Annotated in this window: 22 protein-coding genes; 12 read left to right on the top strand and 10 right to left on the bottom strand. The window is 65.3% G+C overall.

The window, feature by feature from the left end:
• Positions 1 to 19 precede the first annotated feature (19 nt).
• Positions 20 to 838, top strand: coding sequence for a nucleoside triphosphate pyrophosphohydrolase (gene mazG, locus RAD10_RS18925; RefSeq protein WP_091956712.1), 819 nt, complete (start codon positions 20 to 22; stop codon positions 836 to 838).
• On the top strand, positions 811 to 1,308 hold the full coding sequence (locus tag RAD10_RS18920) for a GNAT family N-acetyltransferase (RefSeq protein ID WP_461618725.1): 498 nt from the start codon (positions 811 to 813) through the stop codon (positions 1,306 to 1,308). The genes mazG and RAD10_RS18920 overlap by 28 nt, the downstream gene beginning before the upstream one ends.
• Positions 1,309 to 1,364: 56 nt before the next feature.
• Here the strand turns inward: RAD10_RS18920 and hflX are convergent, their stop codons facing one another.
• From hflX to RAD10_RS18900, 4 genes are all read right to left on the bottom strand, one after another.
• Positions 1,365 to 2,747: a GTPase HflX gene (gene hflX, locus RAD10_RS18915; protein ID WP_028144670.1), complete on the bottom strand. Its 1,383-nt coding sequence runs from the start codon at positions 2,745 to 2,747 to the stop codon at positions 1,365 to 1,367.
• Positions 2,748 to 2,758: 11 nt separating this feature from the next.
• Positions 2,759 to 3,007 (bottom strand): RNA chaperone Hfq, encoded by a 249-nt coding sequence (gene hfq / locus RAD10_RS18910; protein WP_007591126.1) that lies wholly within the window; start codon positions 3,005 to 3,007, stop codon positions 2,759 to 2,761.
• A 313-nt stretch (positions 3,008 to 3,320) separates the two neighbouring features.
• Entirely contained in the window at positions 3,321 to 4,691 is a 1,371-nt protein-coding gene (gene ntrX / locus RAD10_RS18905; RefSeq protein ID WP_018320442.1) for a nitrogen assimilation response regulator NtrX, read from the bottom strand.
• 18 nt (positions 4,692 to 4,709) lie between these two features.
• On the bottom strand, positions 4,710 to 7,106 hold the full coding sequence (locus RAD10_RS18900; protein WP_461618724.1) for a sensor histidine kinase: 2,397 nt from the start codon (positions 7,104 to 7,106) through the stop codon (positions 4,710 to 4,712).
• A 196-nt stretch (positions 7,107 to 7,302) separates the two neighbouring features.
• On the opposite strand from RAD10_RS18900, the gene RAD10_RS18895 reads away from it, so the two are divergent.
• Positions 7,303 to 7,449 (top strand): hypothetical protein, encoded by a 147-nt coding sequence (locus RAD10_RS18895; RefSeq protein WP_461618723.1) that lies wholly within the window; start codon positions 7,303 to 7,305, stop codon positions 7,447 to 7,449.
• Between the two features lie 189 nt (positions 7,450 to 7,638).
• Here the strand turns inward: RAD10_RS18895 and ntrC are convergent, their stop codons facing one another.
• From ntrC to dusB, 3 genes are read right to left on the bottom strand one after another with little or no spacing between them, the layout of a single operon-like run.
• Positions 7,639 to 9,081 carry a nitrogen regulation protein NR(I) gene (gene ntrC / locus RAD10_RS18890; protein WP_128921811.1) on the bottom strand — a complete coding sequence of 481 codons (1,443 nt, stop codon included), beginning with the start codon at positions 9,079 to 9,081 and terminating at the stop codon, positions 7,639 to 7,641.
• A gap of 9 nt (positions 9,082 to 9,090) precedes the next feature.
• On the bottom strand, positions 9,091 to 10,260 hold the full coding sequence (locus RAD10_RS18885; RefSeq protein ID WP_028144678.1) for a two-component system sensor histidine kinase NtrB: 1,170 nt from the start codon (positions 10,258 to 10,260) through the stop codon (positions 9,091 to 9,093).
• Positions 10,257 to 11,258, bottom strand: a complete 1,002-nt coding sequence (gene dusB, locus RAD10_RS18880; protein WP_461618917.1) for a tRNA dihydrouridine synthase DusB — start codon at positions 11,256 to 11,258, stop codon at positions 10,257 to 10,259. Before dusB ends, RAD10_RS18885 begins: the two co-directional genes overlap by 4 nt.
• A 280-nt stretch (positions 11,259 to 11,538) precedes the next feature.
• On the opposite strand from dusB, the gene RAD10_RS18875 reads away from it, so the two are divergent.
• Positions 11,539 to 12,720 carry a bifunctional 2-C-methyl-D-erythritol 4-phosphate cytidylyltransferase/2-C-methyl-D-erythritol 2,4-cyclodiphosphate synthase gene (locus RAD10_RS18875; RefSeq protein ID WP_461618722.1) on the top strand — a complete coding sequence of 394 codons (1,182 nt, stop codon included), beginning with the start codon at positions 11,539 to 11,541 and terminating at the stop codon, positions 12,718 to 12,720.
• Between the two features lie 3 nt (positions 12,721 to 12,723).
• Complete coding sequence (locus tag RAD10_RS18870) at positions 12,724 to 13,335, top strand: CinA family protein (RefSeq protein ID WP_461618721.1); 612 nt, start codon at positions 12,724 to 12,726, stop codon at positions 13,333 to 13,335.
• Between the two features lie 6 nt (positions 13,336 to 13,341).
• On the opposite strand, the gene RAD10_RS18865 is transcribed toward RAD10_RS18870, so the two are convergent.
• A complete protein-coding gene (locus RAD10_RS18865) occupies positions 13,342 to 14,118 on the bottom strand; it encodes a mechanosensitive ion channel family protein (RefSeq protein ID WP_461618720.1) in 777 nt (258 codons plus the stop codon).
• A gap of 950 nt (positions 14,119 to 15,068) precedes the next feature.
• Between RAD10_RS18865 and RAD10_RS18860 the strand changes: the two genes are divergently transcribed.
• From RAD10_RS18860 to RAD10_RS18835, 6 genes are read left to right on the top strand one after another with little or no spacing between them, the layout of a single operon-like run.
• Positions 15,069 to 15,821: a c-type cytochrome gene (locus RAD10_RS18860; protein ID WP_461618719.1), complete on the top strand. Its 753-nt coding sequence runs from the start codon at positions 15,069 to 15,071 to the stop codon at positions 15,819 to 15,821.
• 8 nt (positions 15,822 to 15,829) lie between these two features.
• Positions 15,830 to 17,086 (top strand): cytochrome c, encoded by a 1,257-nt coding sequence (locus tag RAD10_RS18855; RefSeq protein ID WP_461618718.1) that lies wholly within the window; start codon positions 15,830 to 15,832, stop codon positions 17,084 to 17,086.
• A gap of 8 nt (positions 17,087 to 17,094) precedes the next feature.
• Entirely contained in the window at positions 17,095 to 17,271 is a 177-nt protein-coding gene (locus RAD10_RS18850; protein ID WP_018320427.1) for a hypothetical protein, read from the top strand.
• A complete protein-coding gene (locus tag RAD10_RS18845; protein WP_461618717.1) occupies positions 17,268 to 17,834 on the top strand; it encodes a cytochrome C oxidase subunit II in 567 nt (188 codons plus the stop codon). Before RAD10_RS18850 ends, RAD10_RS18845 begins: the two co-directional genes overlap by 4 nt.
• The gene (locus RAD10_RS18840) at positions 17,821 to 19,443 is read left to right on the top strand and encodes a b(o/a)3-type cytochrome-c oxidase subunit 1 (RefSeq protein WP_461618716.1); all 1,623 of its coding nucleotides are present in this window, start codon (positions 17,821 to 17,823) and stop codon (positions 19,441 to 19,443) included. The genes RAD10_RS18845 and RAD10_RS18840 overlap by 14 nt, the downstream gene beginning before the upstream one ends.
• Entirely contained in the window at positions 19,443 to 20,258 is an 816-nt protein-coding gene (locus tag RAD10_RS18835) for a c-type cytochrome (RefSeq protein WP_461618715.1), read from the top strand. The genes RAD10_RS18840 and RAD10_RS18835 overlap by 1 nt, the downstream gene beginning before the upstream one ends.
• A gap of 163 nt (positions 20,259 to 20,421) precedes the next feature.
• On the opposite strand, the gene RAD10_RS18830 is transcribed toward RAD10_RS18835, so the two are convergent.
• Positions 20,422 to 20,889 carry a type II toxin-antitoxin system RatA family toxin gene (locus RAD10_RS18830; RefSeq protein WP_091956725.1) on the bottom strand — a complete coding sequence of 156 codons (468 nt, stop codon included), beginning with the start codon at positions 20,887 to 20,889 and terminating at the stop codon, positions 20,422 to 20,424.
• 6 nt (positions 20,890 to 20,895) lie between these two features.
• The gene (gene lipA, locus RAD10_RS18825; RefSeq protein ID WP_461618714.1) at positions 20,896 to 21,852 is read right to left on the bottom strand and encodes a lipoyl synthase; all 957 of its coding nucleotides are present in this window, start codon (positions 21,850 to 21,852) and stop codon (positions 20,896 to 20,898) included.
• Positions 21,853 to 21,982: 130 nt separating this feature from the next.
• Here lipA and RAD10_RS18820 point away from each other — a divergent pair, with 130 nt between their 5' ends.
• A complete protein-coding gene (locus tag RAD10_RS18820) occupies positions 21,983 to 22,585 on the top strand; it encodes a DNA-3-methyladenine glycosylase (protein WP_461618713.1) in 603 nt (200 codons plus the stop codon).
• Positions 22,586 to 22,639 lie beyond the last annotated feature (54 nt).

The following is a 22,639-nucleotide window of genomic DNA, read 5'->3' as shown; positions in this document are numbered from 1 at the left end:
GCCAGGAGAGCGCCCCGCAATGACCCCTTCCCGCGACATTTCCCGCCTGATCGAGATCATGGCGGCGCTGCGCACGCCGGTGACCGGCTGCCCCTGGGACCTCGAGCAGGATTTTGCGACCATCGCGCCCTACACGATCGAGGAGGCCTATGAGGTGGTCGAGGCCATCAGCCGCGGCGATCTCGACGATCTCAGGGAGGAGCTCGGCGATCTCCTGCTCCAGGTGGTCTTCCACGCCCAGATGGCCTCGGAGCAGAACGCCTTTGCCTTCGGGGATGTCGTCGAGGCGATCACGCGAAAGATGATCCGGCGCCATCCCCACGTCTTCGCCGACAAGGACGGCAATCTCGCCTCCTCCCACGTGAAGGAAGTCTGGGACCGCATCAAGGCCGAGGAGAAAGCCGAACGCGCCGCGCGCCGTCCGCCGGAGCAGGTGCCGACGCACAAATCGCTGCTGTCAGGCGTCAAGGCCGGCCAGCCCGCACTGACCCGCGCGATGGAGCTGCAGCGCAAAGCCTCCACCGTCGGCTTCGACTGGAACGACCCGCGCGCGGTGCTGCAAAAGATCCGCGAGGAGGCCGACGAGATCGAGGCCGCGCTCGACCGCAACGACAAGCAGGAGATTGCGGAAGAGACCGGTGACCTGATGTTCGCCCTCGTCAACCTCGCCCGCCATGTCGATGCCGATCCGGAGGCCGCATTGCGTGCGACCAACGCAAAATTCGAGCGGCGCTTTGCCTATATCGAGCGCGCGCTGGAAGCGCAGGGCCGCACGCTGGAACAGGCGTCGCTGGCCGAGATGGACGCGCTGTGGAATGCGGCGAAGACGGCGACCTGAAAGGCAACGACGTGGATATCAGGCAGGACGATCCGACGGCACCTTATGTCGCCGACTTGTTGGCACATCACCTCGAAGAACTCCGCAGCGTCATGGGCGAGCACGCGCAGGCACTGGACGCGAGCGGCCTTTCGGCTCCGACCGTGACGTTCTGGACCGCTTGGCAGGGCGATGTGCTGGCCGGCTTCGGGGCCCTGAAGCAGCTCGACGAGACGCATGGCGAGGTGAAGTCGATGCGCGCCGCGGCCAGTGCGCGGCGGACCGGGGCCGGACGCACGATTCTGAACCACATCATTGCCGAAGGCCGCAAGCGCGGATATGCGCGTCTCAGCCTGGAGACCGGTACTGCGCCGCTGCACGTGCCGGCCGTCGCGCTCTACCGCAGCGCCGGGTTCGTATCCTGCGAGCCGTTTGCCGACTATCAGGCGAGCCCGCACAACCAGTTCATGAGCCTTGATCTGTCCAGGTGATTATCTCGGCGTGTAGCGCGGATGGAGCCAGCGCAATCCGGGCTACGAAGTGCGCTCTACGCGGACAGACGCGGTACGGCATCAAACCTGTTCACCACGATATCCCGCTTGGTCTCGTCCACCCGCACGGTCATGTCGAAGCGGCCATCGTGCAGCTCCTTGGCCAGCACCTCGGCATTGCGGTGCAGCCAACTGATGCCGGCGCCGTCGGCGGCGTCGATCGAGAGATCGAGCGTCGTGCGCTTGGCCGCTAGCCGCTCCTCGATCGCGGCGAGCAATGCGTCGACGCCCTCGCCTGACACGGCGGACACCAGCATCGCGGGATGATCCTCCGGCCTGCGCGCGGCGATGTTCAAAAGCTCTTCGCGCTGCTCGGAATCGTAGCGGTCGATCTTGTTCCAGACCTCGATGATGCGGCCGCTATCATCGGGGTTGATGCCGAGCTGGCGCAGCACGGCGTCGACGTCGCTCTGCTGGGCCTCGGCATCTTCATGGGAGATGTCGCGCACATGCAGGATGACGTCGGCTTCCAGCACCTCCTCCAACGTGGCGCGGAAGGCCGCGACGAGCTGGGTCGGCAGGTTGGAGATGAAGCCCACGGTGTCCGACAGCATCGCCTTGCCGCCATGCGGCAGGTTGAGTGCGCGCAGCGTCGGGTCGAGGGTGGCAAACAGCATGTCGGCGGCCTGCACGTCGGCACGCGTCAGGCGGTTGAACAGCGTCGACTTGCCGGCATTGGTGTAGCCGACCAGCGCGACGACGCGATACGGCACGCGTTGGCGGCCGGCACGATGCAGCCGCCGCGTTGCCTGCACCTTCTTCAGCTCGCCCTCGAGCTTGGAGATGCGCTCCTGGATCAGGCGTCGGTCGGCTTCGATCTGCGTCTCGCCGGGACCGCCCATGAAGCCGAAGCCGCCGCGCTGGCGCTCCAGATGGGTCCATGATCGCACCAGGCGCGAGCGCTGGTAGTTGAGATGCGCGAGCTCGACCTGGAGCGAGCCTTCCTTGGTCTTGGCGCGGCGGCCGAAGATTTCCAGGATCAGCCCGGTGCGATCGAGCACCTTGGCGTGCAGCTCCTTCTCGAGATTGCGCTGCTGGATCGGCGCCAGCGCGCAGTCCATCACGACGAGCTCGACGTCGAGGCTTTTGGCCAGCGCGGCGATCTCCTCGACCTTGCCCTTGCCGATATAGGTCGCGGGGCGGATCTGGCTGATCGGCGCGATGATCGCGTCGGCAATGACGAGATCGATCGCACGCGCGAGGCCGGCGGCTTCATCGAGCCGGGCCTCGGCGTTGCGCTGGATATGAGTCTCCGATTGCGCGTCGGCACCGCCTGCGCGCACCCGCAAATAGGGGCCGATGACAAGCACCCGCCCCGTCTGCTTAGCCCCTGCCGACCGCGGACGGTCGGCATCCCCGTCGAAATTCCGGGGTTCCAATCAGATCACTCTCAAGCCGGCTGATCCTCGCCGCCTTCGAACAACTGGATCGGCGCACCCGGCATGATGGTCGAGATCGCATGCTTGTAGACGAGCTGCGAATGACCGTCGCGCCGAAGCAGTAAACAGAAATTGTCGAACCAGGTCACGATGCCCTGGAGCTTCACTCCGTTGACCAGAAAGATCGTCAGTGGCGTTTTGGTTTTGCGAACGTGATTAAGGAAGGTGTCCTGTAGGTTTTGTGCGCGGTCTGCCGCCATTGTTTTTTTCTCGCTTTGAGTTTCTTTTTATTGCGCCGGTTGCGGCCCTCTTTGTGAAGGTCGGAGCCTCTCCCGGTTGCCGTTCCTCATGAGATCCCCCTCGGAAGGAACAGCTGTGCAATTAGAGGACAGGTGGACCTATTAGGCAAGCCGCTTCACGCGGCAGCGGGCGCCGTATTGCCCCGAAAAACTACGGAAATCGATGAATTTCCTCGTTTTATTCAAAGGTGTCGCCGCAACGTCGCGGCGTTAGAATCCTGTTTTGACGGCGTTTTCCCAGTGCGAACCGGTACCCGCTTCGCACGAACACGCGCTAGCCGACACCGAGCGCTTTCAACTTTCGATGCAGCGCCGACCGTTCCATGCCAACGAACTCGGCTGTGCGAGAAATATTTCCTGAAAAACGGCTGATCTGTGCAATCAAATAGTCGCGCTCGAACACTTCGCGCGCCTCGCGCAGCGGCAGGCCCATGATGTGCTCGCCATTGTTGCTGGTCGGCATCGCCGGCACCATGGAGCCGACGTCCTGCGGCAACATGTCGGCCGTGATGATGACCTCCGGTCCACCGGCGGCGAGAATCATGACTCTTTCAACGTTGTTGCGGAGCTGGCGCACATTGCCCGGCCAGACATGCGATTGCAGCACCGCCATCGCGTCCTGCCCGATCTGCCGCTTGGGCAGGCCGCTGCCGGCCGAGATCTGCTCCATGAAATAGTCGATCAATTCCGGGATGTCCTCGCGCCGCTCGGAGAGCGCAGGCACGCGGATCGGCACCACCGAGAGCCGATGATAGAGGTCCTCGCGGAAGTGGCCGGCCGCGATCTCCTCTTCGAGATTGCGCGCGGTCGAGGAGATGATGCGCACATCGACCTGCACCTTGGCGGTGCCGCCGACGCGCTGGAACGACTGCTCCACCAGCACCCGCAGGATCTTGTTCTGGGTCTCGCGCGGCATGTCCGCGATCTCGTCGATGAACAGCGTGCCGCCATGGGCTTCCTCGAGCGCGCCGGGCTTGCGCGCCTGTTCGCCGTTGGACTGCTCGACGCCGAACAGCTCGTGCTCCATGCGCTCGGGCGTGATCGCGGCTGCGTTGATGACGACGAAGGGACCGTCGGCGCGGCCCGAGGCCGTATGCAACGTGCGCGCCGTCAATTCCTTGCCGGCGCCGGCGGGGCCGACGATCAGGATGCGGCTGTTGGCCTTGGCCGCGCGCTCGATGGTCTGGCGCAGCTGGTTCATGCTCGGCGAGCGGCCGACGAGCTGGCTGGCGCTCGGCGCGAGCTGCTTCAGCTCCTTGACCTCGCGCTTGAGCCGCGAGTTCTCCAGCGCCCTGGTCGCGACCAGGATCAGTCGGTCGGCCTTGAACGGCTTCTCGATGAAGTCGTAGGCGCCGCGCTTGATCGCGGCCACCGCGGTCTCGATGTTACCGTGGCCGGAGATCATCACGACCGGCAGGTCGGCATTGTCCTTCTTGACCTGCTCCAGCAGCTGCAAGCCGTCGAGCTTGGAGCCCTGCAGCCAGATGTCGAGGAACACCAGATGCGGCCGCCGGTTGGCGATTTCAGCCAGTGCAGAGTCGCTGTCGCGCGCAGTCCGCGTGACAAAACCCTCGTCCTCGAGAATGCCTGCGACGAGATCGCGAATATCGGCCTCATCATCGACAATCAGAATTTCACTTGCCATGGGTCGCGCCCTGTCTTGTCAGCTGCCTGTTGAGGCTTCGATTTTCGTTGAATCATTGGTCTTTTCAGCGGCCTCTTTGGTTTCGGCCGCCAGCTCTTTTGTTTCCTGCGCCGGGTCCTTGACAGGAGCGCCGGCCTGCTCGCCGGTTGCTTCCTTGACCGCGGCCGCGCCGGCCTGCTCGGCTCCCTCGGACTTCGCGGGTTGCCCGGAGATTGCAAAGCGCATCCGCATCCAGGCGCCGCGCTGGCCCTCGCGGAAGTCGGAAGCATCCTTCAGCTCGATGCGTCCGCCATGGTCTTCCAGCACGCGGCCGACGATCGCAAGGCCAAGGCCGGTGCCCTTGGCGCGCGTCGTGACATAGGGCTCGAGCAGCCGCGAGCGCGCGACCTTGGGCAGGCCGATACCGTTGTCGATGACGTCGATCAGCACGTCCTCGCCCTGACGCGACACCACGACGTCGATATGACCTTTGCCGAGCTCCTCCGGCGGGACCTGCTCGATCGCTTCGGTGGCGTTCTTGACGATATTGGTGACCGCCTGCGAGATCAGCCGCCGGTCGAACTGGGCGCGGAGCGGATCCTCTTTGAATTCGGCCTCGATATCGATCTCGGGATGGGCGACCTTCATCAGGAACACGGCCTGCCGCACGGTGTCGGCGACGTCCTCGCCCTCCATCACCGGTTTCGGCATCCGTGCAAAGCGCGAGAACTCGTCGACCATGCGCCTGATGTCGTCGACCTGGCGCACGATGGTGTCGGTGCACTGCTCGAAGATCTGCTTGTCCTTGACCTCTGTGATGCCCTTGCCGAACTTGCGGCGAATGCGCTCGGCCGAAAGCTGGATCGGCGTCAGCGGGTTCTTGATCTCATGCGCGATGCGCCGCGCCACGTCGCCCCAGGCCGAGGTGCGCTGCGCCGAGACCAGCTCGGTGATGTCGTCGAGCGTGATGATGTAGCTGTCGTGCGGTTGGTTCTTCTCGGCGCTGACGCGGACCGAGAGATTGCGCTCGCTGCCGTCGCGGGTGATCGTGATCTGGCCCTGCACCAGACGCTGGCTCCCTTCCCGCGCTGCCTTCATCATCTCGTCGAGCTCGGGCAGCACGTCGGAGAGCGGATGACCGAGCGTCTCCGCCTCGGAGTGCCCGATCAGCTTCTCGGCCGAGCGGTTCAAAATGCCGACGCTGCCGGAAGCATCGACGCCGATAATGCCGGCGCTTGCGGAGGACAGCACCGCTTCGATGAAGCGACGGCGACTGTCGATCAGGTCGCTGGCGTTGACGAGCTCATCACGCTGGCTGCGCAATTCCTGCGTCATCTTGTTGAAGGTCTCACCTAGCTGGGCGAGATCGCCTTCCGACTGGTGCACCGGCACCTGGACATGGAGATCGCCGGTCGAGACCGTGTGGGCCGCGTTCATCAGCCGCCGGATCGGCGAGACCAGGGAATTGGCGAAGTTCAGCCCGATCAGCACCGAGGCCATCAGGATGGTCAGCGCGATCACGGCGAACATCAGCGCGAAGGCAACCTGGATGCCGAGCCGGCGCGACTCGATCTGGGCGTATTCGGCGACGCTGACCTCGGTCTGCTTGAGCTGATTGACGACATTCGGATCAAGCGGACGGGCGACATAGAGGAAGGTGTCGCTGAAGGCGCGCAGCCGGATCACCGCGGCCACGAAGCTCGCATCGGGAAGGACCGCGATCTCGGGCTCGGACTCGTTGACGTTGCTGAGGAAGTCGGACGCGGGCGGCGAATAGGCGAGCCGCATGCCAGTGTCGGCGGATTCCAGGATGTTGGTGTTCTTGTCGATGATCATCGCGCCCGGCAGGTTGCGGGAACTGGCGCTGGCGCTCAGCATCTCCCGGAACGAACGGCGATCCTGGTCGTAGAGCGGCCGGGCATGCGCGATGTCGTTGGCCATGCCGAGAATGTCGCCGCGGATCAGCTGCGCGTGGTCCTGCATATAGGCCCGCGCGATCGTCAGCGAATTCTGGATCACCTCCTTGGTCGGGCCGGAGAACAGCCGGTCGAGGCCGCGTTCGATGGTGACGTTGGCGACGACGGCGACCAGCACCGCCGGCAGCACCGCCACGATCGAGAACAGGCTGACGATCTGGACATGGAGCCGTGCCGCCGCCCTGCCCCGCCGCCGCGCAAGGATCAGCTGCCAGAGCTCGCGGATGATGATTCCGACCAGCAGCAGGATCGTGGCCGCGTTGATCAGGTAGATCGAGCGGACCACCGCCGGCGTCGGCTCGATCGTGGTCAGGCCGGTCAGAACCAGAAAGGTCAGGAAGGCCGAGAGCAGCGCCAGCGCCACGGCAAAGGGCGCCAGCCAGCGCCGCGCCGACCAACGCCGGGGCTCTTCCGCTGGGGCCGTGTCAAAGTGTGCGGCCGAGGTGTCTGCGCTGGTCATTCCGACAATGGTGGTGCTGAAAACGGGTCCGCGATGGGCGGATACTGATGTATTCGTACCACATTGTTGCCGAATTGCGACAATTCCGCGGCGCCCCCGCCGCGGCGGACCGGCGCATCCACAGGTGGATCATGGCCGATGTCGTGGACAAACCTCGCCTGCGGGAACGGTTTCCCACCGTTGCGGCTTGACCAGCATGGACAGGTTCTTCCTCGCGATAATGGTCTCGGCCGTTCTGCTGCTGATCGTGGCGTCCGATCTGCTGGTCAATGGTCCGGTCCTGCAGGAACCGACGACAGACGTCGCGCGCCTGGTGCCGTCAATTGAGCGACTGGTCAGGTGATGGATCGCAGTTGCGGGTGGCCGAATGCCTCACCCTTGTGTGACCACGGAACATTTCGGCCCCGCCCCGACTTCTGCTCACCGCGTCAGCCAAAACGGCCAGCGCGATCCGGACAGGCTCAGCTCCGCTTTGGTAGGGGGAGCTGAGCCACCGTCCGCGTAAACGCGTTGAGCGGTTGTCGCGAGGGAACTAGCCGCCGCTGCGATAGACCTGGATATCGAGATCCCGGATCTTCTTGCGCAGCGTGTTGCGGTTGAGGCCGAGCAGGTCGGCAGCGCGGATCTGGTTGCCGCGGGTGGCGGCGAGCGCGGCCGTGAGCAGCGGCACCTCGATCTCCTTGAGGATGCGGTGATAGAGGCCGGGCGGCGGCACGCCGTTGGGAAAGCCCTGGAAGTGCGAGGACAGATACGCCTCCACTGCGCCGCCGAGATTGTCGACGCCCTGCTGGACCGCAGCACCCGGGCTGACCGAGGGTGGCGCGAGCTCGCCATCAATGACGGAAGCCGTGATCACGTCCTGCGGATAGAGCGCGGCGAGGCGCCGGGCGAGGTTTTCCAGCTCGCGCACGTTGCCGGGCCAGCGGTGCTGCTTCAGCCGCTCCAGCGCCAGGGCATCGAGCTTCTTCGGCGGCAGGCCGTCCTTCTCGGCCAGCGCGAAGAAGTGACGCACCAGATCCGGCAAATCCTCGATGCGCTCGCGGAGCGGCGGCAGCCGCAGCGGAACGACGTTGAGGCGGAAGAACAGATCTTCCCGGAACAGGCCCTGCTGGATCAGGACGCGCAGATCCTTGTTGGAGGCCGCGACGATGCGTACGTCGGTCTTGATCGGGGTGCGGCCGCCGACGGTGGTGTATTCGCCCTGCTGCAGCACGCGCAGCAGACGGGTCTGTGCCTCCATCGGCATGTCGCCGATTTCGTCGAGGAACAGCGTGCCGCCCTCGGCCTGCTCGAACCGGCCGGAGGCGCGGGTGTTGGCGCCGGTGAAGGCGCCGCGCTCATGGCCGAACAGTTCGGATTCGATGAGGTCGCGCGGGATCGCCGCCATGTTGACCGCGACGAACGGGCCGTTGCGACGCTTGCCGTAATCGTGCAGCGCGCGCGCCACCAGCTCCTTGCCGGTGCCGGACTCGCCGGTGATCATCACGGTGAGATCGGTCTGCATCAGCCGCGCCAGCACGCGGTAGATTTCCTGCATCGCCGGCGAGCGGCCGACCAGCGGGATCGCCTCCATCTCGGCGTCCTCGTCCGGCGTCGAGACCCGTTCCTTCGGCTCGGCCAGCGCGCGGCCGACGATGGCGATCAGCTCCTTGAGGTCGAACGGCTTCGGCAGATATTCGTACGCCCCGCGCTCGGAGGCGCGGATCGCCGTCATGAAGGTGTTTTGCGCGCTCATGACGATGACGGGCAGATTGGGCCGCATCTTCTTGATCCGCGGCAAGAGGTCGAAGGCGTTTTCGTCCGGCATCACCACGTCGGTGATGACGAGATCGCCCTCCCCCTGGCTGACCCAGCGCCACAGCGTTGCGGCATTGCCGGTCAGCCGCACTTCGTAGCCGGCGCGGGACAGTGCCTGATTGAGAACGGTGCGGATGGCGGTATCGTCATCGGCTACGAGAATGCTACCTGCGGGCATCGTTAATCCTCATTTCGCCCCCTGTGACGCAGGCGACGGCTTCCCGGCAGAGTCGGCGCGACTGCTTTGATCGGCATGTTTCACCGATGTGGAATACATCGGCATCAGCACGCGGAAGGTGGTCTTGCGCGGCTGAGATTCGCATTCGATGATGCCCCCGTGATCGCCGACGATCTTGGCGACCAGCGCAAGGCCGAGCCCTGAGCCGGTCTGTTTGGTGGTCACGAAGGGATCGAACAGGTTGGGCAGAAGATCGTCGGGCACGCCTGGTCCGTTGTCCTTCACGCAGAATTCGAGCGGCAAGGATACCCGGGATTTTTGACCGGGGACTGACAGGCGCACGCCGGGGCGGAACGCGGTGGTGAGCTGGATCTCGGCGTCGGGGACGTCGATCAGGGCTTCTGCGGCGTTCTTCACGAGATTGAGGAACACCTGGATCAGCTGGTCCTGGTTCGCGAGCACCGGCGGCAGCGAGGGATCGTAGTCCTCGATGAAGCGGATATTGCGGGCAAAACCGGACTGCGCCAGCCGCTTGACGTGGTCGAGCACCGAATGGATGTTGACGGGGCCGCGCAACACGGGACGCTCGTCGCCGAACACCTCCATGCGGTCGACCAGCGTCACGATGCGGTCGGCCTCGTCGCAGATCAGGCGCGTCAGCATGCGGTCCTCGGACGAGGCCTGCTGCTCGAGAAGCTGCGCCGCGCCGCGGATGCCCGAGAGCGGATTTTTGATCTCGTGCGCCAGCATCGCGGCCAGCGCGATGACCGAGCGCGCCGCACTGCGATGGGTGAGCTGGCGGTCCATCTTGTCGGCGATGGAACGCTCCTGGAGCATCACCACGATATGGCCGGGCCGCTCGGTCAGCGGCGCGACATGCAGATCGACCTGCCGGTCGCCGCCCATGCGCGGCGTGCCCAGATCGACCTTGTATTCGTTGACCGGCGAATTCGACGAGCGCACCTGGTCGATCAACGCCAGCAATGGGCTGCCGAACGGCACCAGCTCTTTCAGCGACTGCCGCTTCAGGAACTGGGTCGAGATGTCGAAAAAGGCCTCGGTCGCGATATTGGCGGCGACGATCTTGCCGTCCGGCCCGATCATCAGCACGGGATTGGGCAACGCATCCAGGATCGCGTCGCTGTCGGCGGGCCGGCGATGGTCAGCGGCTGAGCTCATGCAGCAGCGCTCCATCCGAAGTCGTCGAAGGCATCCTGCAGCGACTGGTGGACGAGGCGCAGATCCTCCGAGGTCAGGATCTTCTGGCGCCAGGATTTCAGCTTCTCGACCGGAGCGCCGCTCGCAGCCGCGGCGACGTCGAGCGCCCAGCCGAGATGTTTTCGGGCGTGCTTGAGGCCTACGCGCAAACCGTAAAGCGCGCAGACGCCTTCATAAAGCGTGCGGACGTAATGCAGCTGGGTGGCGAGCGACGGGATGGCCTCAGCCGCCCCGCCCTTCAGGCGACGGCCGATCTGACCGGGCAGCCAGGGCTGGCCCTGCGCACCGCGGCCGATCATCACGGCGTCGGCGCCGGAGGCCTCGAGCGCCGCAAGCGCCTTCTCGTAAGTCGTGATGTCGCCGTTGACGACGAGTGGAAGGCAGGTGGCCTCGCGCACGGCGCGGATCGCATCCCAATCGGCCTCGCCCTTGTAGAACTGGCTGCGGGTGCGGCCATGCACCGTGACGAGCTTGACGCCGGCGGCTTCCGCGCGCCGCGCCAGTTCCGGCGCGTTGCGGCTGCGGTCGTCCCAGCCAAGCCGCATCTTCAGCGTCACCGGCACCTTCACCGCAGCGATGGTCGCATCGATCAGGCTGACGGCATGGTCGAGGTCGCGCATCAAGGCCGACCCGGACTGGCCTCCGGTGACGTGGCGGGCCGGGCAGCCCATGTTGATGTCGATGATATCGGCGCCCTCGGCTTCGGCGATCCGGGCGCCCTCGGCCATCCAATGCGCCTCGCAGCCGGCGAGCTGGACCACGTGCGGGCCGATCCCGGTGGCTTCGCAGCGCAACCGGGACATCCGGTGGCCGCTCGCGAGCTCATCGCTGGCAGTCATTTCGGACACGACGAGACCGGCGCCAAGCTCGGCGGCCAACCGGCGGACGGGCGAGTCAGTCACCCCCGACATCGGTGCCAGGAAGACCGGGGTGGCGACATCAATATCGCCTATTTTCAACGGCTTAGAGCCGGATACTGCCGAACCGGTCACAGGGGTCTCGTTGACTGGGCAGGGCCTCATCGCGCCTGCCATGACCTATCTTGCGCACAATTCTTGTGCAGTCAAGCGTCATGCCTACAGTTTAGACAATTCTGCAAATCTTTCAAGTGCAGTGCAGCAAATTGGTGTTTCCAACAATCCGGGGAAACCCCCTTTTTTTGCGGGCCTGCCGTGCTAGAGGCATGCGGCAATCACCCCACTCCCCGACTCTTCATCACCAACTGAGTATTCGAGTCCTATGGCGAAATCACAGCGCACCGCAGTCGTCCTCGTCGCAGCCGGGCGCGGACTGCGTGCAGGCGCCGGCGGGCCGAAGCAATATCGCGAGATCGGCGGCGCGCCCGTGATCTATCGCGCCATGGAAGCCTTCAGCCGCCACACCGACGTGTTCGCGGTGCAGCCGGTGGTGAACCCCGATGACAGCGCCATATTCACGGCCGCGGTCGCGGGGCTCAAGCATGAGCCGCCGACCAATGGCGGTGCGACCCGGCAGGCCTCGGTGCTCGCCGGCCTCGAAGCGCTGGTCAAGCACGAGCCCGACATCGTGCTGATCCACGACGCCGCCCGCCCCTTCGTCTCGGAAGGATTGATCTCGCGCGCGATCGAGGCGGCGAGCAGCACCGGCGCTGCGATCCCCGCCGTTCCCGTCACCGACACCATCAAGCTCACCGGTGATGGCGGCAATGTCGAGGGCACGCCGGACCGTGCGCGGCTGCGAATCGCGCAGACGCCGCAATCCTTTCGTTTCGACGTCATCCTCGAAGCGCATCGTCGCGCCGCGAAGGACGGCCGCAGCGATTTCACCGACGATGCCGCGATTGCCGAATGGGCGGGATTGACGGTTGCAACCTTTGAAGGCGATGTTGCCAACATGAAGCTCACCACTCCCGAGGATTTCGTGCGCGAGGAAGCGCGCCTGGCCGCCCAGCTCGGCGATATCAGGACCGGCACCGGCTATGACGTGCACGCCTTCGGTGAGGGCGACCATCTCATGCTGTGCGGCGTGCGCGTGCCGCATACCAAGGGCTTTCTCGCCCATTCCGACGGCGATGTCGGCCTGCATGCGCTGGTGGACGCCATCCTCGGCGCGCTCGCCGACGGCGACATCGGTTCGCACTTTCCGCCGAGCGATGCCAAGTGGAAGGGCGCCTCCTCCGACCAGTTCCTGAAATACGCCATCGAGCGCGTCACGGCGCGCGGCGGCCGCGTTGCCAATCTCGAAGTCACCATGATCTGCGAACGGCCGAAGATCGGCCCGCTCCGCGACGCCATGCGTGCGCGCATCGCCGAGATTTCCGGCGTCGACATCTCGCGCGTCGCGGTGAAGGCGACCACCAGCGAGCGGCTCGGCTTTACCGGCCGCGAGGAAGGCATCGCGGCGACCGCGAGCGCCACCATCCGTCTTCCCTGGAGCGTCTAGGTCATGGGCGGCAGCGACGCACGCGCCCTCTCCCGCTCGCTGCTCGACCTGTGCCGGATGCGCAAGCTGACGATCGCGACGGCTGAATCCTGCACCGGCGGCCTCGTCGCCGGCGCGCTGACCGACATCCCCGGCTCCTCCGACGTGATCGATCGCGGCTTCGTCACCTATTCCAACGACGCCAAGCGCGCGATGCTCGGGGTCGAAGCCGGCACGCTCACCAATTTCGGCGCCGTCAGCAAGGAGACCGCGACCGCGATGGCGGTCGGCGCGCTGGAGCGTGCCGGCGTCGACCTCGCCGTCGCCATCACCGGCATTGCCGGCCCCGGAGGTGCGACGCCCGGCAAGCCGGTCGGTCTCGTGCATTTCGCCGCCGCGGCCCGCGACGGCCGCATCATCCACCGCGAGCACCGTTTTGGCGCGATCGGCCGCAGCGCCGTGCGCGCGCGGTCGGTGGTCGAGGCACTGCGCATGCTGATGGATCTCGCCCGCGGCCCGCAAGTAGCCGCCAAGCCGAAACGCGCCGCCGCAGTAACCCGCCTGCGCCCGCGCGTCACCCGCTCGCCGCGCCGGCATGTGGCCAAACGACGGACGCCGCGGTCGCCGCGAGGGTGAAGTGTCTCAGGCCGCCGCCAGCAGCGCGCTCGCATGGTCGAGCACCCGCTGCCTGACCGCATCGGCATCCAACGGATTCACCCTTGCGCTGACCGTCAATTCCACGACGGGCGCCGCGGGATCGGCGGCGATCACCTTCGACACATTGACCGACGGCGCGCCACCCTTGGCGATGCGGGGATCGTCGCGCAGCTGTTTCAGGATCTGGTCTGCCAGCGCGTTGGCCGATCCGGCCCTGACCGGAAACGCGACCTTGACCTCGCCCGTGCCGGGATAGGCGCTGCGGTTGATGATGGCCGCGCCCCACACTTGCCCGTTGGGCAACAGGATCTGCGTGTTGTCGGGCGCGACCAGCTCGGTCATGAACAGCGACAGCGACTTCACCTTGCCCGCCTTGCCGGCGACCTCGACGTCGTTACCGATGTGAAACGGCCGGAACAACAGCAGCATCACGCCGGCGGCGAGATTGGAGAGCGTGCCCTGGAGTGCCAGACCAATGGCGAGCGATGTCGCGCCCAGCACGGCGACGAGGCTCGCGGTCTGAATACCGAACAGCTGAAGCACGGCGATGCCGACCACCGCCAGCACGCCGTAGCGCGCGAGGCTGCCCACGAACAATGTCACGAGCGGGTCGACGCGGTGCGTGACGCTCAACAGGCGCGTGACGAAGCGCTGCATGGCGCCCGACAGGTACCAGCCGATCGCGAGCAGCAGGATCGCGTAAATCGCGTTCAAGCCATACAGGACGAGCGAGGCTTTCAACGTGTCGAAATTGATGGTCATGGTGGCTCCAACCCGGACAATCCGTTGCAAACTCACTGCGGCGCGAATTGATCCCGAAGGGAACACGGTCCCGTAGGGCGGATTAGCGAAGCGTAATCCGCCGCGTCTCTCTCCTCGGTATCTGGCACGGCGGATTACGCCTTCGGCTAATCCGCCCTACGGCGTACAATTTCTTGCGTTGCCCGACAGGCAAAACACGCTAGCTGTGGGGCAAGACACTGGCGCGAAAATATTCGCCTTTACAGAATTTCGGCTTTGTCGCATTGTCCCGCCACCTCACCCCGGTCAGAGGGGCGTATCGCGATCGTCACGAAACGTGGGGTGAGCTGCGGTGGACGCTAGTCACATCGGCGCGAGAGGCATCGCAGGGCGGGCAACCGTGAGCGACGAGCCTTTTGCGCACACGACCGGTGTGACATGCGTACGGCAAAACCGTGTCGTCCTGACGCCCGGGGTCTGTGCGTCAAGTCTTGCGGTGATGCGTGTTGCCCGACCGGGTGCGCGCGTCAGCCATCTGCAAGGCGACGGGGGCAATAGTGCATCGCTCCCCGGGGAGAGCTCGGCATAAGCCGTCGAACCACTGCGCAGGGAAGGCCGGGTTGTCCTGGCTACACCTGTATGCCGCTGTGCAGCTTCTTGTCACGCAGGTTTAGCACAGTGGACCGCGGGTGCCAGCCGGCACCCGGCCTTCCCTGCGCCCTCTGACATCTGAGGGCGACATGACCAATGCAGGACTCGGGCAGGAACACTGTCGCGAGACCGCAGCGTTATGTTCAGTTTTCGAAAAAAGCACGCAAGTTTGTCCAATTCGATCGGAAACGCGAATGCAGACGGCGCGACCAAACGTCATCACGCGTCTCCGATCTTGCGCGAGAAAATATTGGCGCAATAATGCCGCTCTACGTTGTGATCCGGAATCAACCGGACCAGCACACTGGAGGGCGACGAAATTGTTCGCTCGTGCCGCGGCATCAGTCGCCGTGACTATAACCTTGGCCGCCATTGTTTTGGCTACCATTGTCTTGGCCACCATCACCTTGGCCACCATTGATGGTGCGGCCGCACAAACGGCCAACCAGCCGCCGGATACGATGGCGGCGCGGGTCGAGGCCTGCACGCCCTGTCACGGCAACAAGGGCGAAGGCACCAGCGACGTCTATTTCCCGCGGCTTGCCGGCAAGCCCGCCGGTTATCTCTACAATCAGCTGCTCGCCTTCCGCAGCGGCCGCCGCAAATATCCGCCCATGAACTATCTGCTGGAGTTTCTGCCTGATCCGTATCTGGAGGCGATGGCGGAATATTTTGCCGGCGAACATCCGCCGCTGCCGCAGCCGGCGCCGAGCGAGGTCAGCAAGGACGTGCTGGCGCAGGGCGAGCTGCTCGCCACCAGCGGCGATGCCAGCCGCAATATTCCGGCCTGCGTGAGCTGCCATGGCCCGGGACTCGCAGGCATGCAACCCGGCATCCCCGGCCTGCTCGGCCTGCGCGCCAATTACATCAGCGCCCAGCTCGGCGCCTGGCGCTACGGCACCCGCACGGCGAAATCGCCAGACTGCATGCAGCAAGTCGCAGGCCATCTGACCGAGGCGGACGTCACCGCGGTCGCGGCCTGGCTCGCGACACGACCGGCGCCCACGAACCCGGCCCCCGTGCCGAAAGGCAGCTACGCGCTGCCTTTCGGCTGCGGCAGCCAGCCCAACTGACGAGGCGGATGATGGGCTCGAAACTGTCGACCGCGCTCATATCGATCAAGCTCCTGGCCCTCGCCGCGCTCACCACGGCCGCGCAGGCGCAGGACAAGAGCAGCGACATCATCGCCCGCGGCGAATATCTCGCCCGTGCCGGCGATTGCACGGCCTGCCATACCGCGCCGGAGGGCCGCCTGTTCGCCGGCGGCCGCGCCATGCCGACGCCGTTCGGCACGCTCTACACCTCCAACATCACGCCGGACCCGGATACCGGAATCGGCAAATGGAGCGCCGACGACTTCTACAAGACCATGCACAGCGGCCGCTTCCCGGACGGCGGGTTGATCTATCCGGCCATGCCGTTCGCCTCCTACACCAAGGTGACCCGCGCCGACAGCGACGCGATCTTCGCGTATTTGCGGTCGATCCCCCAGGTGAACCAGAAGAACAAGCCGCACGAGTTGCGCTTTCCCTACGACAACCGGCAGCTCATTCTGGGATGGCGCACGCTGTTCTTCAGCGAAGGCGAGTTCAAGCCAGACCCGAAGAAATCGGCGGAATGGAATCGCGGCGCCTATCTGGTCGAGGGCCTCGGCCATTGCGGCATGTGCCATTCGCCGATCAACGCGCTCGGCGGCACCTCGCAATCGGACGCCTTCAAAGGCGGCCTGATACCGATGCAGAACTGGTACGCGCCCTCGCTCACGTCAAACCGCGAGGCCGGCCTCGGCGACTGGAGCATCAAGGACATCACCGACCTGCTGCAGACCGGCGTCTCCATGCGGGGCGTGGTCTACGGCCCGATGGCCGAGGTCGTGCACAACAGCCTGCAATATCTCAACGACGAGGACACCAAGGCGATGGCGGTATACCTCAAGGGCATTGCCGAGCCCTCGCCCCCGCCGCCGGCAAGCTCGACACTGCCGACCACCGAGAGCAGCCTGCTGATCAGCCTCGGCAAGACCGTCTACGACAAGCAGTGCGCGAGCTGTCACGGCACGCAGGGCGAAGGCAAGCCGCCGCACTGGCCGCCGCTCGCCAACAACCAGTCGATCGAGATGCAGTCGGCGGTCAATCCGATCCGCATGGTGCTCAATGGCGGCTATCCGCCCGGCACCAAGGGCAACCCGATGCCCTACGGCATGCCGCCGTTCGCTGGCCTCCTGTCCGACAACGAGATCGCCGCCGTCGTCTCCTACATCCGCACCGCCTGGGGCAATCGCGGCACGCCGGTCTCGGCGCGCGAGGCCAACGAGCTGCGCTCCGCACCGCTGAACTGAGAGACCTCATGATCAACTCCGATCCGCCGACCAGCCCCGCTAGCGCCGACCAGGCCGTCGAGGAGGTGGTCGCGCAAGGTCCGTCCGGCGCGATCGTGCTCGCCGGCATCGCCACCGCCTGCGTGGTCGCGATGTGGCTCGCCTTCTATCTGTTTGTCTTCCTGCCCCGCGGATCGCTGCAATGAGCGCAGAGGAAACTCATCACGACAGCGCCGAGGTCGCCGCCCGCGTCGAGCGGCGCTGGGCCACCATCGCCGTGATCATCATCGTGATGATGGCGCTGCTGGCGGCATTCGCCGGCATCCATCGCGCGACCATGCCGCAGCCGCGCGTCGAGATCACCGATCCCTCGCGCCTGCATCTGTCCGGCGAATTCGTCGAGAGCAATCTCGGCAGCGTGCTGGAAGCCAACGGCAATGTCACCGTGCGCGCAATCGGCCAGCAATATTCCTTCACGCCGGCCTGCATCGTGGTGCCCGCGGATACGCCGATCACGCTTCGGGCCACCAGCGCCGATGTCGTCCACGGTATCCTCATTCAGGGTACCAACGTCAACGCCATGCTGGTGCCGGGCTACATCTCCGAGCAGCTGATGCGCTTCACGAAGACCGGCGATTATCTGATGCCCTGCCAGGAGTTTTGCAGCTTTGGCCACGAGGGCATGTGGGGCAAGGTCAAGGTGATCGACAAGACCGAATTCGCCGATCGCGCGAAGGGTGGCGGGAGGCTGAGCTGTGTTGGTCAATAGGAAGCTCATCCTCGCCCATTTCTGGCTGGCCTTCGCCGTATTCGGCATCGCGCTCACGCTTGGCGCCTGGCAGATGTTCATCCGCAGCCCGATCGGCACCTGGCTCTCCAACCCCGAGCTCTATTACCGCTCGCTGACCGCCCACGGCACGGTGATGGGCTACGTCTTCCCGACCCTGGTGGCGATGGCATTCGGCTACGCCATCAGCGAGTCCGCGCTGCAGCAGCGCTTGGTCGGCGTGCGCTGGGCCTGGGCCGGATTCTGGTTGATCGTCGCCGGCAGCATCATGGCGGTGATCCCGATCGCGCTCGGCCGTGCCTCGGTGCTCTACACCTTCTATCCGCCGCTGATCGGCAACGTCTTCTATTACCTCGGCGTCGTCCTGGTCGTGGTCGGCTCATGGATCTGGGTCGCGCTGATGTCGGTCAATCTGCGCGTCTGGCGCAAGGCCAATCCCGGCGCGCCGGTGCCGCTCGCCATGTTCGCCAATGTCGCGGGCTCCTACTTGTGGGCCTGGACCGCGGTCGGTGCCGCGCTCGAGCTGCTGCTCCAGATCATTCCGGTCGCGGCAGGCCTCAAGGCCACCATCGATGCCGGCCTCGCCCGCATCTTCTTCTCATGGACGCTGCACGCCATCGTCTATTTCTGGCTGATGCCGACCTACATCGCCTATTACGCCATCGTGCCGCGCGCGATCGGCGGTCGCGTCTATTCCGACTCGATGGCGCGGATCTCCTTCATCCTGTTCCTGGTGGTGGCGATGCCGATCGGCATGCACCACACCTTTGCCGATCCGCAGGTAGGCGCCGGCTTCAAGTTCATCCATTCCGCCTTCACGGCGCTGGTCGCGCTGCCGACGCTGCTGACCGTGTTCACGATCTGCGCCTCGGTCGAGATCGCGGCGCGGCTGCGCGGCGGTCGCGGCATGTTCGGCTGGATCGGGGCCCTGCCCTGGGACAATCCGATGATGCTGGCGCTGGCGTTCTCCTTCGTCATGCTCGGCTTCGGCGGCGCCGGCGGCCTCATCAACATGAGCTATCAACTCGATGCCTCGATTCACAACACGCAGTGGATCACCGGGCATTTCCACCTGATCTTCGGCGGCGCCATCGTCATCATGTATTTTGCGATCGCCTATGATCTGTGGCCGCATCTGACCGGGCGCGAGCTGATCGATCTTCGCCTGATCCGCACCCAGCTCTGGCTGTGGTTCATCGGCATGATCGTGACGACCTTCCCGTGGCACTGGGTCGGCATTCTGGGCATGCCGCGCCGCATGGCCTATTTCGACTTCGGCGATCCCGCGATCGCGCCGCAGGCGCTCTCCGTCACCCTCTCGGCGATCGGCGGCTTCATCCTGCTGGCGTCGGGCATCATGTTCATCGTTATCCTGGCGCGCGGCATGCGCGCGCCTCAAATCGACGCCGGGCCTTATCGCTTCGCGCTGGCCGTGCATGAACCAAAGACTGTGCCGGTCGCGCTCAACACCCACGCGCTGTGGGTGGCGCTGATGATCGGCCTCACGCTGACCAATTACGGCTATCCGATCCTGAATCTGGCGCTGAGTTCGGGCACCTCGGTGCCGGCCGTCTATGTGGGGGCGCAGTGATGAGCACGCGCGACCTCTTCACCCTCCGCAACAGCCATTTCAGGACCGGCGTCGGCATCACTGCCGCGATCTTCGTTGTCACCGCGATTGCCGGCTTCATCGTGTTGCCGTTCGCACAGCCCTGGGTTCAGTTCGCCGGCGTCTGGGATGCGATCTGCAGTGCCGCCGGCGTACCGCAGCGTGCGGCCAGCGTCACGGCGCCCGAACAGGCAAAACGCCTGTCCGAAGTCGTGCTGACCTCGAACACGCTCTCGCGCCCGAGCCAGGAGGCAATTGGCCGCGGCGCGACGCTGGCGCAGCGCTGCGCGATCTGTCATGGCCCCACCGGCGTCAGCCGCGCGGACTCGCCCAATCTCGCCGGCCAGTATGCGGCCGTGATCTACAAGGAGCTGCACGATTTCCGCTCGGGCGCACGCACCAATGCCGTGATGTCGCCGTTTGCGGTCAACCTGACCGACCAAGAGATCGCCGATCTCTCCAACTATTACGCCTATCTGCCGCGGCTTCCGGCCTATCACCCGACGCCGCAACTGCCGAAACCCAACATCGTCATCTACGGCGCGCCGATGCGCGGGATCGCGCCCTGCGGCTCCTGCCATGGCAGCCTCGACAACAAGACCGGCAGCCCGTGGCTGGAGGGTCAGTCCGAGGCCTACATGAAGGCGCAGCTCCACGCCTTCGCCTCCGGTGAACGGCGCAACGACATCAGCCAGCAGATGCGCAACATCGCCCGCGCAATGACGCCGCAGGAGATCGAGCAGGCCGCGGCGTATTACGCCTCGCAGCCGCCTGATGTGGTGAAGGCGGTGGATTGAGGTTGGAGGCTCGTGCCCCGGACGCGGCGCAGCCCATCTCTCCGCATTTTGCCGTGTTGCCTTCTGGGTCCCGGCTCTGCGCAGCAACGCCGTAAGCGCGTTTACGCGCGTCTTCGCGCGCTATGGCGTTGCAGCGCGTCCGGGACACGAGAGCCCATGGCAGCTACGACGACGCCAGCTTCCGCCCGTAAATCGCGTCGGCCCGTTTCTCGAACGCAGTGGAAAAGCGCGCGAAGGCGGCGTCGAACATCGAGCCCATCAGCAGCGCCAGCATGCGGCTCTTGAATTCGTAGGACAGGAAGAACCCGACGTCGCAGACGCCCTCACCTTTGGGCTCGAACGTCCAGCGGTTTTCCAGGTTGCTGAAAGGACCTTGCAGATATTCGACCAGGATCTTCTGATTGGCGCGGTCGAGGCTCACGCGGCTGGTGAAGGATTCCTTGACCAGCTTGAACGACACCGTCATGTCGGCGACCAGCACCTCGGTACCATCAGGCTTGGCCATGCGCTGGCGCACCTTCAGCGCGCTGCACAGCGGCACGAATTCCGGGTAGCGCTCGACGTCGGCGACCAGATCGAACATCTCGGAGGCGCTGTGATTGACACGGCGCTTGCTCGAAAATTTGGGCATGGCGGTTCAGCGGGCGGTCGCGGCCCGCGCGGCCTTCAGTCTCGCAAAATCCTCGCCGGCATGATGCGACGAGCGGGTGAGCGGGCTCGCCGACACCATCAGGAAGCCCTTGGTGTAGGCGACCTTCTCGTAAGAGGCGAACTCGTCCGGCGGCACGTAGCGCATCACGGCGTGGTGCTTGCGGGTCGGCTGCAGGTACTGCCCGATGGTCAGGAAATCGACGTCGGCGGAGCGCAGATCGTCCATCACCTGCTGCACCTCGTGGCGCTCCTCGCCGAGGCCGACCATGATGCCGGACTTGGTGAAGATGGTGGGATCGAGCTCCTTGACCCGCTGCAACAGCCGGATCGAATGGAAATAGCGCGCGCCCGGCCGCACCGTGAGATAGCGCGATGGCACGGTCTCGAGATTGTGGTTGAAGACGTCGGGCTTGGCGGCAACGACCACCTCGAGCGCCCCCTCCTTGCGAAGGAAGTCGGGCGTCAGGATCTCGATCGTGGTCGTGGGGCACGCGGCGCGGATCGAGCGGATGGTCTGGGCGAAGTGCTCGGCGCCGCCGTCAGTGAGGTCGTCGCGGTCCACGGAGGTGATGACGACGTGGGCAAGACCCAGCTTGGCAGTCGCCTCGGCGACGTTCTCAGGCTCGGCTGCATCCAGTGCATTGGGCAGGCCGGTCTTGACGTTGCAGAACGCGCAGGCACGGGTGCAGGTGTCACCCATGATCATGAAGGTGGCGTGCTTTTTGTCCCAGCACTCGCCGATGTTCGGGCAGCCCGCTTCCTCGCACACCGTGTGCAGGCCGTTGGACCGCACGATGTTGCGGGTGTCGGCGTAGCCACGGGTGTTCGGCGCGCGCACGCGAATCCAGTCCGGCTTCGGCGGCGAAGCGGAGTCAGGGCGATTCACCTTTTCGGGGTGGCGCGGGCGCAGCGGGTTCGTGATGGTATCGACAATAACGACCATGGGGTGTCCGGTCTGTTCAGGTCCTACCTAGTCGGTCTCGCCACGCATCGCAACCCGGCTCGCGCCGCTTCAGGGAACATGGCAGATATGGGCAATATCCTGCTCTGTTCTCAGGCGATTCTCACCTCGAATGGCTCCAGTATCGAAGACTTCCACACCGCGGCTCGGCAAGGTCCTGAAGCGGGCCTTTTTCAACCGCGACGTCCGCGAGGTCGCCCGCGACCTGATCGGTGCCACCATGCTGGTCGACGGCGTCGGCGGCCTCATCGTCGAGGTCGAGGCCTATCATCATACCGAGCCCGCGGCGCACTCCTACAACGGTCCGACGCCGCGGAACCAGATCATGTTCGGCCCGCCGGGCTATGCCTATGTCTATCGCTCCTACGGCATCCACTGGTGCGTGAACTTCGTCTGCGAGGAGGAAGGCTCGGCCAGCGCCGTGCTGATCCGCGCGCTGGAGCCGACGCACGGGATCGCCGTCATGCGCCGCCGCCGTCATCTCCAGGATGCGCACGCGCTGTGCTCGGGTCCGGGCAAGCTGACCGAGGCGCTCGGCATCACCATCGCGCACAACACGCTGCCGCTGGACCGGCCTCCGATCGCGCTGCATGCGCGGGCCGAGGAGTTGGAGGTGGTCGCCGGCATCCGGATCGGCATCACCAAGGCCGTCGAGCTGCCCTGGCGCTATGGCGTCAGGGGCTCGAAGTTTTTGAGCAAGCCGTTTCCGAAATAGTCGTCATTCCGGGGCGCGGCGAAGACGCGAACTACGGTGCGCAATTGCGCACCG

The sequence above is a fragment of the Bradyrhizobium sp. 23AC genome, from assembly GCF_054863025.1.
Note: the sequence above shows the minus strand (reverse complement) of the source record. Positions and strands in the feature narration are given on the sequence as shown.